Source organism: Paenibacillus silagei, assembly GCF_017874735.1.
In the GTDB taxonomy this organism is placed as follows: Bacteria; Bacillota; Bacilli; order Paenibacillales; family Paenibacillaceae; genus Paenibacillus_AQ; species Paenibacillus_AQ silagei.
In genome coordinates, this window is sequence record NZ_JAGGLV010000012.1 from 129,642 (window position 1) to 142,246 (window position 12,605).

Sequence of the window (12,605 nt, forward strand, 5' to 3'; positions counted from 1 at the left end):
AGGCAGGCTGAATAGTTGAGTAATGACAGGGAACAAGGTAACGGGTGTGGCTCATCGGATACAGGAAGAAACCGGCTCCAACGTACAGCTTCGAGCAGTATACAGTTGGAAAAACGTATCTTAATCCACCAGTGTACATTTTCCAACTAATTCCAGTTCCAATTCCGGTTCCGGTAGCTTCGTTTTTCCGGGCAGGATTACACGGGAGAATTACTTTAACTAATGGCTTGCTGAGGGGTTACTTCACCCCGATTAGGAGGCAAGTTGGAGGCTTAATTGCAATTCGTACAACTAAATCGTCCGATGTGCCGCCAAATCTCCGTTTAGATGTAGTTCGTGCAATTAAAATGGCCCTATACCTGGATTTTCGCCCATCCGGGCAAATGTAGTTGCACAAAATACAATTAGAAGAGGATGTACATCCGTTTCACTGTTTTTAGTTGCACAGAATACACTTATCCCTGTTTTTTCGCTACAAACGCAGCTTCATCCCTTACCGCTTTGTTGGAATGAAATCACTTGTTTAATTCTGATGGTCTACTAGGTTGTCCGGCGGGGAGGTATGGCGAGGGATTGCGCTTGGTACGTGGAAGTTTATATTACTCAAAAAATCCCCTCCGGCCAGCCAGCATCCGGCCCATCATCCGATGGGTGGACGCTCGCGGCCGTGAGGGTTATATGATGTGATTCTATGCTTTACCTGCAGGGTGTTACTTCTTTACTTCTGCAATATCCGGAAGATCATGACAGCAGCCTCCGCCCGCGTGGCTGTTCCGGTGGGATGAAGGGATTTACCGTCCCCCCGGACAATTCCCTCTTGGACCAGTGCCGCTACACTATCAATGGCATACTTCGCCACCTTCATTCTATCTGTGTAGCCGACCAGGTCTCCGGCACTTCCACTAACCGTTAATTTGTTCACCACCTTCAAGGCTCTGGCTGCAATCACCATCATATCCTGCCGCGAGATTTCGCCCTTCGGATTGAAGTTGCTGCCGTCTGTTCCATTGATAATCCCCAGCTGCTTCGCAATACTGAGCGCTTCATAATAGTAGGCTCCCTGGCTTACGTCTGCAAAGCCGGAACCGGATTCCGCTTCGAGACCCAATGTTCTCACTACCAGCAGCACAAAGTCCGCTCTCGTAATGTTCTTCTCCGGGCTGAAGGTGCCCACGGAGGTTCCTTGGATGATGCCCAGACTGTACAGTGTATCAATCGCCTCCGAAGCCCAGCTGTATTTGGCACCTACATCTTTGAACGGGCTGCTTGGCACTGGTGTCTGCGTAGGTGCTGGTGTCTGTGACGCAGCCGGTGTACCTGTTGCTCCCGGCGTCGATGTTGGTGTCGGTGTTGGCGTAGCTGTTGATGTTGGTACTGACGTCGGTACTGGCGTCGGCGTCGGTGTTGGTCTTGTTGTTGGTGTAGGCGTCGGCTCAGACGGACCGCCACTGTCTTTTAGCGTAGTTACAGAGAGGGCAGGACCATTCTTGCTCCAGTTCCCGGCTTCATCCCCGGCCTGCACCGAGAAATGATACTCTGTTCCCGCAGCAAGCCCGGTTACCTCGTACCGCAGCTCTGTTCCAGACAACGCAGCGATTTCCTCTGCCCCCCTATAGACTTTGTAGCCGTTCACTCCCGTATCGTCAGCAGCCCGCGTCCAGGTTAGTGTCAGACCGGATGCTGTGATCCGTGAGGCTTCAAGCTTGCTTCCCTCCATCCAGACCGGAGGTGTGGTGTCGGTAGCAGACAGTGTCATCGCTGACACAGAAGGCCCACCCTCGCTCCAATTGCCGCCCGTGTCTCCCGCTTCTACTTTGAACGTATACTGCATACCCGGCTGTAATCCCGTTACTTGATGACTGTATACAGCACCGGTTACGGTCTCCGTATACACAGAATCTGTAACCGTAATCGGCTTATCTCCGGTTCCATTCGTAATCCGGTACCCGTAGATGCCGCTGTCATCTGTGGCCGTAGCCGACCAGGTCAGCGTCAGTCCGCTACTCGTGATACCGGAAGCGGCAAGCGTGCTTCCTTCCGCCCAGACCGGCGGCGTGATGTCTTCACCTCGAAGGGTGGTCACTATAACGTACGGTCCGTCCTTACTCCAGTTCCCCGCTGCATCGCCTGCCTCTACCTTGAAGGTATATGACGTGTTCGGCAGCAGTCCAGCTACCTCATAACGATATACGGCTCCGGTTGCGGTCTCCACCGGTTCGATACCGGTTACAAGCACCGGCTCGGAATCGATCCCATTGTAGATGCGGTATCCGGTAACACCTCGATTATCCATTGCAGCCGGCCACGATAAGGTAACCCCTGTTGGCGTAATACCGGTGGCTTCAAGCTTGCTTCCCTCAGCCCACACAGGCGGAGCTGCGTCTCCCTTGCCGCTGAGGGTAAGGTTGCCGAACACCTCTGTTGATTTCGCAGCCCGGCCCAGCAGATCATTCCAGGTGGCTACGCCGATCAGATTGGATCCGGTTGCATTGTTCACCTGCGCATCGAACCGGATCTGTGTCCCGTTCTCCGGCCTCAGTGTGCGGAATGGAATCTTCATCTCCACCGTATAAGCCGTCCCTTCGGTTACCGCCGCCGATTCAAATCCCGGTGAGACCGCCGGTGTCGAATTACTGAGGAACTTGAAGGACTGCTCTCCGGCATAGTTGACCCGGTATTGCCCGTCATCCTCGCGGTACGGCCAGGCGTTGATACGGTCTTCGTCCACATAAGCTTCCACGGAGTCCTGCTTCGTCTTATCCGTGCTGGCTTTGCTTAACTGCGTATCTTTGACCTGGAACAGCACATAGAGATTCTCTTCATCCCATAGCGTCCGGGCGGTTCCTGTGGTCTCCGCTGTCGCCATCAGATGATTGTCAATCCGGATCTCCGGCGCATTCGCCCAGAGGTCGTCTATGCTTCCATCAATGTCAGGCGTACCATACAGCGCTGTAGAGCTCTTAGTCTCTGGAGTCACATAGAGCGGATGCCCGGCCAGATACTTCTCAGGATCAAGGATGGCATAATACGCCGGCTTCGGTGCCAGCGAGCTGATGAACGGCAACGGATTCTGACCTGCTCTCCAGCTCGCGCTGTCTGCATATCCCCAAAGGGTGACACGCGCGATTACATCCGCATGCTTCTTGTAGATCTGGAACAATTGGGCATACAGGTTCGCCTGCTTCTCTGCCCACTCTGCTGAGAGGGAATAATTCATGCCTGCCAGCACATCCAGCTCGCTGATGGAGAGCTCCACGCCCAGGGAAGCATATTTCTCAATCGCCGCTTCCACATTGGCAGGCTTGGTTCTCATGTCGTAGTGGGATTGCAGCCCGATGCCGTCAACCAGCAGCTTGCCGGGATGGGCCAGCGCATAACGGTCATTGATCTCTTTGACCATGTCATAGATGGCATCCCGCTTCTCCGGGAAATCATCGTTGAAATCATTGTAATACAGCTTGATATTCCACGATGGATGCTCATCCAGCACTTCCCTGGCGGCAAGGAATGCCTGCTCTACAAAGTCAGGGCCGACAGAATAGTACCAAGGTGACTTACGCAGCGCATCCTTCCAGTCCGTTACGGCCGGAGGACCATCCTGCATCGCCTCATTGACCACATCCCAGGAGATCACCGAATCCTTGTAATGCTCCATGACCGTACGGATATGGGTTCTCATATTTGCCAGAGCCTCACCGCGGCTAAGATAGACCGGATTCCCCGCCCCATCCTTCACGGCATTGCCTGAAGCATCCACCTGCTGTGTGAACCACGCCGGGGTCTGGCTGTGCCATACCAGCACATGTCCATGGACCTCCGCCCCCATCGCCCGGGATTTGGCAACCATATCGTCTGATTTGTTAAAGGTAAAAGCACCTTTGGTCTTCTGCAGCGCGTCCGGCTTCATCTCGTTCTCGAAGGTCACGGCATTGAAGTGATAATTGAAGAACGCATTCTGTCCGTTACCCGGATTAAGATCATTCGTGCCGGGTATATTGCCGAGCAGGAAGTCGTTCTTATACACCTCCTGAAGTGGAAGAATGCTCTCCAGCCCTGTGTCTGTGAAGCTGAAATCATCGATATAGTAAGACGCAGTAGTGCTATTAGGGCTCTCTACATATAAAGTTACATCATCGTGCAGATAACGGTAGGTTCCCTCCAGCTTCACCCAGTCCCCGCCTGCACTAAGCGTCTGTGTAGCCAGACTGACATAGTACGGCGTAGCTGCATCGACCTGTGCCGTCAGCTTGAGCTGTGCACTTGCCGGGCTGATCAGCTTCACCCATACCGTTGCTTTATACTCGTTGCCGATGGTGACGGCATCCTTGACCTGGACCGCAGGTCCGTCCGGGTTAGCCGCTCTGCCTGTGACCTTCAGGGCATAAGCGCCGCCCGTGGTATGGTTAGCTTCCTTGGTAACCTCCAGCTTCACGCCAGCACTTCCCTTCGGCTGGAAGCCTTGCACGGTCCCATCTTCGAAATCTCTTACCGCCTTCATCCCCGCTGCAACAGTGAACGGGCTGACTTTTATACTGACACTTCCCTTAGTTACAGTTAGCGTGAATCCGCCTCCCTGGAGAGTAATAGCGGTCTTCACTCCCAGTTGCTTCAGCGCTTCATTGCCATCCAGAATAGCCTGTGCTTTGGCCATCAGCTTAGTGTTGTCTTCACCCTCTACTGCATTAGGAACGGTAATCCGGTTGCCAATCAAGGCCGCAGCTTCCTCTACCGCCTGCTGATCTGCAGTAATTTCCCCAGTCTCTCCCATGGTCTTCACCAGGGTAACCCCCGAGAAGGTAACTTTGAAGTCCGTTACAGCGCTCGTATTGGTTCCATACAATTGCACCTTGGCAGCCTTGAAGAATTCCGGAGTATACGTGGACGGAGTGCCCATCGTGGTCCAGGAAGAGCCGCTGTTGGTCGAGAAATAGCCTTGCACCACATTGCCTTCTTTTACAATCCGCAAGAAATAGTTCGTGCCGCTCAGATTCGTCTGATTCGTATTGTTGGTGAAGGGCTGAGTACCTATCAACCCCGAATTATTCACTTTGATATTGGCGCTTACCTTTCTGGCATTGATTCTGTAAAATTCACCGTTTGTAATCCGGCTGATGCCAAGTCCTACTTGGGAATTCTCACCCACCGACGAGTCATTAAGCGGTTTGTCAACGGTGAGCTTCGCTGTCAGCATCCAGTTGCCTTCAGCAGAGCCCGGAAGCTGCAGCATATTATGGCTGCCCGGATAGTCCGTATCGCTCTTCAAGGTCTGAATTGCCGCACCCTCCGCGCTATAGCCAAGGGCAGTCTGCGGATCAGCCGGATTGATGACTTCCCAGCCCGCCGGAAGGCCAGCCGCGAAATCAATGACTTCGTTCGTACTGAAGAAGATTTTATAAGTCTTGATCTGTTCTCCTTTGACGAACCGGACCACTGCCGTGCCCTGCGCACTGTCCGCCTGCGAGATACTCACAAGCTCAGCCGGATCACTGGTTACCGCTGTAACCTTCGGAATGGCGTTCCCGGTGACTGTATATTTATATTCATGCTTCGCTTCGTCAAAATCAGACGGCTGAACGCCATCAATAAAGAGGTTGTGCGACACGACCGCCTCAGGAGTAAGCGACATTTGGTCAGCATACAAGATGTTCGCATCCTTCGCATACACCGCCAGGACCACCTTCGCTGTGCCTGCGGGTTCCTCATACGTGAATGGCTGATTAGGCGTCTCATGCCAGTCTGCCACCTTCACATCCACGGGCTGGAAGGAGCTTAAGCTAAGCGGCCCGCCCTCAAGAATGCGTCCGATGAATTTGCCGCCCGCCCAGTATGCAGGATCACCGGCTTCACGGGCGGCGTACGGTTCAGGCATATCGCGGCCATTGATCGGAGTCATTCCGAGCTGATTCCCGTTCCCGTCGTAATACACCAGCGCCGCTTCGACATCACCCGGATGCTCTGCAGCAACATCATAGCTGTCCGGGCGGCTCATCATCGAGAGGAAGTAGCCCTTGAAGTTATAGCTCTCTCCCTTGTTCAGCTTACCGGTAACATCCTGCCACATTCCATCATACTGCTCCGCAGCGTCGATGCGGCCAGCAAGCTTGCCGGAACCGGCAACCTTCGAGGTCGAGCTGTTCTTCAAGTAACGTGACAGCCCCGAATAGCTTTGTATGGTATCCGCCGTTAACACAGGTCCTGCGGCAGCAGGCTCAAAGGTTCCCTTGTTGTAACGTCCGGCAGACCAGTTGTCTGTATTGGAAGCGGTTGCCGTATCAAAATCCCCGTTGAGCAGCAGATTGCCCGGAATGGATACTGTAGAATTGTTGGCGGCAGTACTCCAGTCGGAATCGCCTGCTCCGAATAGGAAGCGGTCAACGGTGATCGTACCCGTAGTCCCGTTCGGTTCGGCCACAATATACAGATCCTTATGGCCGTAAGCACTAAGATCGCCTGTATCGACCATGTCCTGGAATTTGCCGTAGCTGTCATTGGCCGGTACCGGAATCTCTGCGACCTGCGTACCTTGGGACAGGATATCGGCGCTGCTGCCGGCAGGGGTTCCCACCGGAAGCACATAAGCAGCAAGCTTGCCTCCCTGCGCCGACTTTGTCTGGGCGGTAAGATACAGCAAGTGTCTGCGGACCACACCGCCGTTCGCCGAGCCGTCTGCAAAATTCACATTGTTGTAAGCGAGATAACCGCCTGCACCCAGTGTCACTGCCTCATTGGCACGGTCTGCTTGGCCTGCACTGTCGCCGGGCACACGGTTATCATTCCCCTCTGCTTCCAGCGTGGAGAAGATATCGCGTTCCCCGTCCAGCCCCTGATAGGTGGCAAAGGTTCCCTTGGACGGAACAACCGTCACAACGCTGGCGGACGGAATATCAATGACGAACTTGCCGCCCGATACAGGAATCGTACCCAGCTTTTTCTGGTTCTCGCTTCCCGAGGTGCGGAACACCGTCACACTATCTGTTCCTGCCGGGAAGTCCTTCAGATTGAATTCCAGCTGCTGAACGCTGTCATCATTGTTGGCACTCGATACCGTCATCGAGAAATCACCCGTAGCCGGATTCTTGAAGCCGACCACATTCAGATCAGGCGCCGGTACGCGTGTAACCTCAAAGCGCACATCGCCGGGATTCATGAACCGGGAGAAATGCCCGTAGCTGTAAAAGCGCTTGAACAACCGGTATTCACCGGTCAGTGTGCTGATCCGTCCCGGCTCCTGCTGGGAGTTGGTCGTCACGAAGCGGATCAGGTCAGAGCCGTCCGCGCCGTTGCTGTCCCACATGCTCCACCAGACAAAGCCGGTGAAGCCCGGGTTGCTGGTGAACATATTGGTCATCAGATTAGACCAGCGCACGGCATCATTAATATTCTGATTGCCGTAGCGCTGCGTATACGCTCCAGCCGAACCGTCACCGGTGTCCTGGTTCATGAATTCTGCCTGCCAGAGCTTATACTTAGTAAGATATTCGGGATACTTGCTTCCATCCTTGGTATAATCCAGAGGATTCTTGGAGAAATCCCCGGTGTGGTACAGCTTGTTCTCATCCGTACCGATGCCAACTGTACCGTAGAGATGGGTAGTGAATACATCGAGATAGGGATTCTTGTCGAGCGCATTATCCGGGTCCGTCTGCGAGAACACCTCGCCGCCTCTGCTTAAGGAAGCGCCCAGATTGGTGCCGTCCACTGCGGCAAGCTGGGGAATGAAGTCAATGAGCTTGCCTTCCGGGTTCTTAATATCATAGAGGTCGCCGCCAGGCTGCATCGATTTTTTCAAGGCAGGTCCGATGTAACCGTTAATCAATTCCGTAACGTAAGCGGCTGAGCCGCCCGCCAGATCGACTTCGTTGAAGGGATTGATGTGGGTAACCGGAATCCCATACTGCTCCCACATCCCGCGGATATAATTGACAAGATAATCTGCATAGGCCTGATAGTATATTTTGACCGGTTTTCCGCCAATGGTGGCGATGTCGCCACGGACAATTTTGCTGGGAGAATTGGTGTTGGACTGGCTCATCCAGTAGGGTACGGTCCAGGTGCAGGCGTAGAATTGCTTGACGCCATACTGCTGTGCCTGGCGCATGGTCCAGACCTGATCGATATCGAACAGCTCTTTGCGGGTACGCGGGGAATTCTTGATGACTACAGGCTGTTCACCGGGCTTACTGAGGAGATTGGTCGGACCGCCGTCGTCATTGCCGATCGGCTGATTCCAGGAGGGATAATCCCATACAAAGTCTTGCACAGGTACAAGCGTTCCAGGAGCATGCTCCGGTTCAACCGGCCAGATACTGTCGGTATTGCCGTCATAATAGCGGTTCTCCGCTTCGATCTTGTAGCCGTATTGTCCTGCTGTTCCACGCATGGGAATGGCATTCCCCTCAATGTCAAAGCCGGGATTATTCACATCGGCCAGGAGACTGGTGAGCGGGTTGAACCCCGGGCTTGCCGCAGTAGCCCCGGAAGTCGTCAGGCCGCCGTTGTCACCGATGATCACCCGGACAATGTCGTGACCTGTACCCTTCTGTTCGCTGAAGGTCAGATCCAGCAGATGCCGGACCGTATCCTGATGGCCAGCCGAAGCGAGCTGCAGCATATGGACGGAATCCGTATACGCATAGGCGGCTCCTACACCATCCATCGTCTGATAGCTCTTGTACCAATCGGCGGTTACCTGTGCCGGAGCAATAGCAGCCTGCATGGCAGCAGCCGGAGCAGCTTGAAGCGGGTTAGAGAATGGCATAGGGGTAATGACGGATAGCAGCAGCACACCAGCCATTGAAACTGAGAGTGCCTTTCTCCTGATCTTTTTACTCATCCTAGAGATTCCTCCTCTTGTATGCGCTTACATTGTTTTGCCTGGTAATATCCTAACAAATCAGATTGTACATTTATAGAAGAAGGATCCACGATTCATTTTAAAATAACACTATTCTCTTTCAAATTTAAACGTTTGCCCCGGAGACGCCAAAAATCCCGGCCTGTAACCGCACTTTGCAAGCTGCTGTCTACAAGCCAGGATTGATTTTCAGACTATTGAACGCCCTGATGAACTTCTTCAGGAATTTCCTGAGGAATTGTCCGATGAGTCTCCAGGGCTTACTGGGCGGTCACATTAATACTGTCCACATTCGGTCCTTCCGTACCGGTCGTGACCACTTTAACCGTATTATTGCCGACAATCATAGGGACCTGAACCGTCTTCTCCCCCCAGGAGGACCAGGCCCCCGTTGCGGTAAACGCGGCATTGCTGATGACCTTGCTGCCGTTCACATACACATCCAGATTTCTTGTGCCGCTCTCCAGGGCATAGCGGAATTTCAGATTCTTGGTCCCGGCCACGGCACAATACACGCTATTCCACTGGATTGCAGCATCCGTTGCCGCATTGAAATTGACGTAGCCGCTGCCCGTATAACCGGCATTGATTGTCTCTACGACCGCATTCGTCAATGTGGTGTCAATCTCGGCCTCATAAGTCGTTCCCGAGCCGGTTCCGCCCCCGCTTCCAAGTTCTGCTACGAAGGTAGTCACGCTAAGGGCAGGCAGCTGCGCGGTGAAAGCGCCGTTCGACACATTAAGGTTAGAGCCGGCTGCCACCTTGCGGCTCGCGTCGGTAATCCACGAAGCAAAGCTTGCGGCCGTCCCGTTCTGCAGGACAAACTTCTGGCTTACAGCTGATGTACTTTTGTTAATAGCAACAATAACTGCCTTGTTATCTCCCTTGTAGGCCGAGACATAGACATTGGTATTCGGGTTCTTCGTGGCATCCACTCTCACATAACCCGGGCGGACGAACTTGGAGAACTGGGCCATGCTGTCCCCGCGCTTGCTGATGGTACCGTCCTCATTCATCGGGCTGTACTGACGGCGGATATACCACCATACATAGGCCTGGAAATCCCCTTCAACCAGCGCATTGTGCATATGGTATGCCACTTCCAGCGCTTCCGGCCACAGGTTGGCCGAGTTGTTATTGCTGTTCGGATAATAGACCTCGGTCATCCACAGATCTTTGCCTGCACCCTTCTGCTTGAAGAGCGGATAGGCAAAGTTGTTCACCTGAGTTCCATACAAGTGCGCCCCCAGAATGTCCATATTGGCCAGCGCCTGGGAGTCGTTCAGAATCGGGTCAGACATATTCTTCAGATATTGAAAGGACTCCGGCGCAATGACCCGGCAGTTGATCGCACCGGCATAATTCTTCATGAAGTTCAGCATTTCGGCAGGCGTCCACCAGGTCCAGGTCTCGGCATAGTCTGGCTCATTCTGCACCGAGATGGCATACAGGTCCACCCCGTTATTCTTCATGTACGTCACGAAATCATTCAGATGCTGGGCATATGCGCCATACTTGTCATATCTGAGACGCTTGGCCGAGGGATTCCCGTTGCGGTTGAAGGTCTCTGTCATGCTTGCGGGAGGATTCCATGGTGAAGCAAAGACAATCGCTCCCTTGGCAATAGCCGCCTTGGCCGTGTCCAGCTCCCTGTACCAGTTGTTCGGGTTTTCGTCTACAGAGATTCTCAGAATAGAGAATCCCAGCTGGTTCGCCCCGTTGCCGAAGGCGGTCTCCCGTTGCGCGGCCGTCAGATCCCCGATCCAGACCGGATGATTGATGCCCCCGAATCCGCGGATCACCTGCTTCTGGTCGGACAGATTGACGGTTACATCGCTGGCTGCATTCACTTTGGGCGGCGGCGGCACCATTAAGGCAGATAGCATGGTTACCGTAGCCAATACGGTACACAGTGTTTTTTTGAACTTTGATTTCATTGCTTCAGCTCCTCTTCGTAGATTGGTTCATAACCTAACAGTTCTGCCAGACCTTCTCCCGTTACACCTCCTGTCTGCTAGAAGCGGCAGCTGAACGCCATACAGGCTTGTCCATGGTTCTTGCAGCACTTGCAAGCGCTTCCTTTTCCTGTATTATATTAAATAGTTGCAGTCTAGTCGTTGCACATCTGAGAGAATATATTGCGCGGATACCAACAATACCAATATTTACATTTGAAGGAATGAATGCCATGGAGCAGGATATTCAGTATGTGTTCACCCCGATCCCAGAAGAAATGATCTGCTTCCACAAGTCAACCACCACAGAGCAGCTCAACCCGGCCCAGCCCTACCACCGGCATGATGCTTACGAAATCTACCTGTTCCTGAGAGGCAATACCTATATGTATGTGGAACAGTCCTGCTACAAGCTCTCTCCCGGCGACCTGCTCCTGATCCGTCCCGGCGAGATGCACCGCTGCGTTTGTGCCGACAATCAGATCTATGAACGGATCGGGCTGAATCTGAGACAATCTGCCCTGCAGCGGCTATCCAGTTGCCGTACGAATCTGCTGGCCTGCTTCGAGTCCGCTCCCGCCGGGCTGAACACGCTGATCCGGCTCTCCCGGGACCAGTGTGCCTTCTACTCCAGACTGGCCGACCAATTAATTCACTGCCTCCACTCGGAGGATTATGGACAGGACCTGCTGGCTGATTCCTATGCGACCCGGCTGCTGGTATTCATCAACACCCTGCAGCAGTCCTCCGCCGCCCTCCCGCATAATATCATGCCGGAGATCGTCCGCCAGACGATGGCTTACATCGAGGAGCATCTGCTCGAACCGATCTACTCCGCTCAGCTTGAGCAGGAGTTTCATTACAGCGGCAAATATATAAGCCGGCAGTTCAAAGAGCATACGGGACTTACCATCCGCTCCTACATTGTGGGCAAGCGGGTGTCCCTGGCCATGAGCCACCTTACCTCCGGCAAGAGTGTCGCGGCCGCCTGCGAGCTGTCCGGCTTCAGCGATTACGCCAACTTCATCCGCAGCTTCACCAAGGTGGCCGGTATGTCCCCGGGCAGATACCGGGCTGGTATGCTGCCGTAAGTGCCCGGGCATTCTTTTGAAAAAGGTAAGGTTCATTATAGCTGTCTTTTCCCTTACATCCGGTGTAGTGTGTGATACATTAGCACTGAAAAGAAAATCATAACTGGGGGTTAATGATGAAGGCAGCAATTCAGCAAATAACAGAGGCAAACAAAGAGCTGTTTGAGAACTTATTTAATTACTATCTCTATGAGCTTTCTGCTTACTCACAGGAGGATATTGGAGCAGAAGGTACATTTGAAATGGAAGACATCTCGCCATATTATAGGGACGATCGGTTATATCCTCACTTCATCACGTTTAATGACAAAATCGTTGGATTTATTCTGGTTACCTCTCCTCCTTATGTTGCAAAGGAAGTCGACTATTCAGTGCAGGAGCTATTTGTATTGCCCAAATACAGAGGCACGAATATAGCCAAAGATGCTGTCATGCAAATCTTCCAAATGTATTCTGGCCGCTACGAGGTGGGGATGTTCAAATCGAATGTAAAAGCTGTTAAGTTTTGGACTAAGTTGATATCCGCACTTGAAATTCCGGTATTCGTAGAAGATGGTTCCACTGAAATTCAAGGAAATGCAGTGCAGACGATGGGTATGAAATTTACGATAGCTTAATTGGAGCTGTCCCTGAAGCCATGAAACGGTTGCTTGGGATAGCTCTTTATGCTGGAGTAGATTCAGCGTAAGCATTTGGGGGAGTGGG

Annotated in this window: 4 protein-coding genes; 2 read left to right on the plus strand and 2 right to left on the minus strand. The window is 53.0% G+C overall.

Features of this window, described 5'->3' with window-relative positions; translation table 11 throughout:
* Positions 1-718: 718 nt before the first annotated feature.
* Together J2Z70_RS18610 and xynC are read right to left on the minus strand one after the other, a co-directional pair.
* Positions 719-8,833 (minus strand): endo-1,4-beta-xylanase, encoded by an 8,115-nt coding sequence (locus J2Z70_RS18610; protein ID WP_209875739.1) that lies wholly within the window; start codon positions 8,831-8,833, stop codon positions 719-721.
* Positions 8,834-9,114: 281 nt separating this feature from the next.
* Positions 9,115-10,791, minus strand: a complete 1,677-nt coding sequence (xynC, locus tag J2Z70_RS18615; protein WP_209875741.1) for a glucuronoarabinoxylan endo-1,4-beta-xylanase XynC — start codon at positions 10,789-10,791, stop codon at positions 9,115-9,117.
* A 251-nt stretch (positions 10,792-11,042) separates the two neighbouring features.
* Between xynC and J2Z70_RS18620 the strand changes: the two genes are divergently transcribed.
* Together J2Z70_RS18620 and J2Z70_RS18625 are read left to right on the plus strand one after the other, a co-directional pair.
* Positions 11,043-11,900, plus strand: a complete 858-nt coding sequence (locus J2Z70_RS18620; RefSeq protein ID WP_209875743.1) for an AraC family transcriptional regulator — start codon at positions 11,043-11,045, stop codon at positions 11,898-11,900.
* Between the two features lie 116 nt (positions 11,901-12,016).
* Complete coding sequence (locus tag J2Z70_RS18625) at positions 12,017-12,517, plus strand: GNAT family N-acetyltransferase (protein ID WP_209875745.1); 501 nt, start codon at positions 12,017-12,019, stop codon at positions 12,515-12,517.
* Positions 12,518-12,605: the final 88 nt, after the last annotated feature.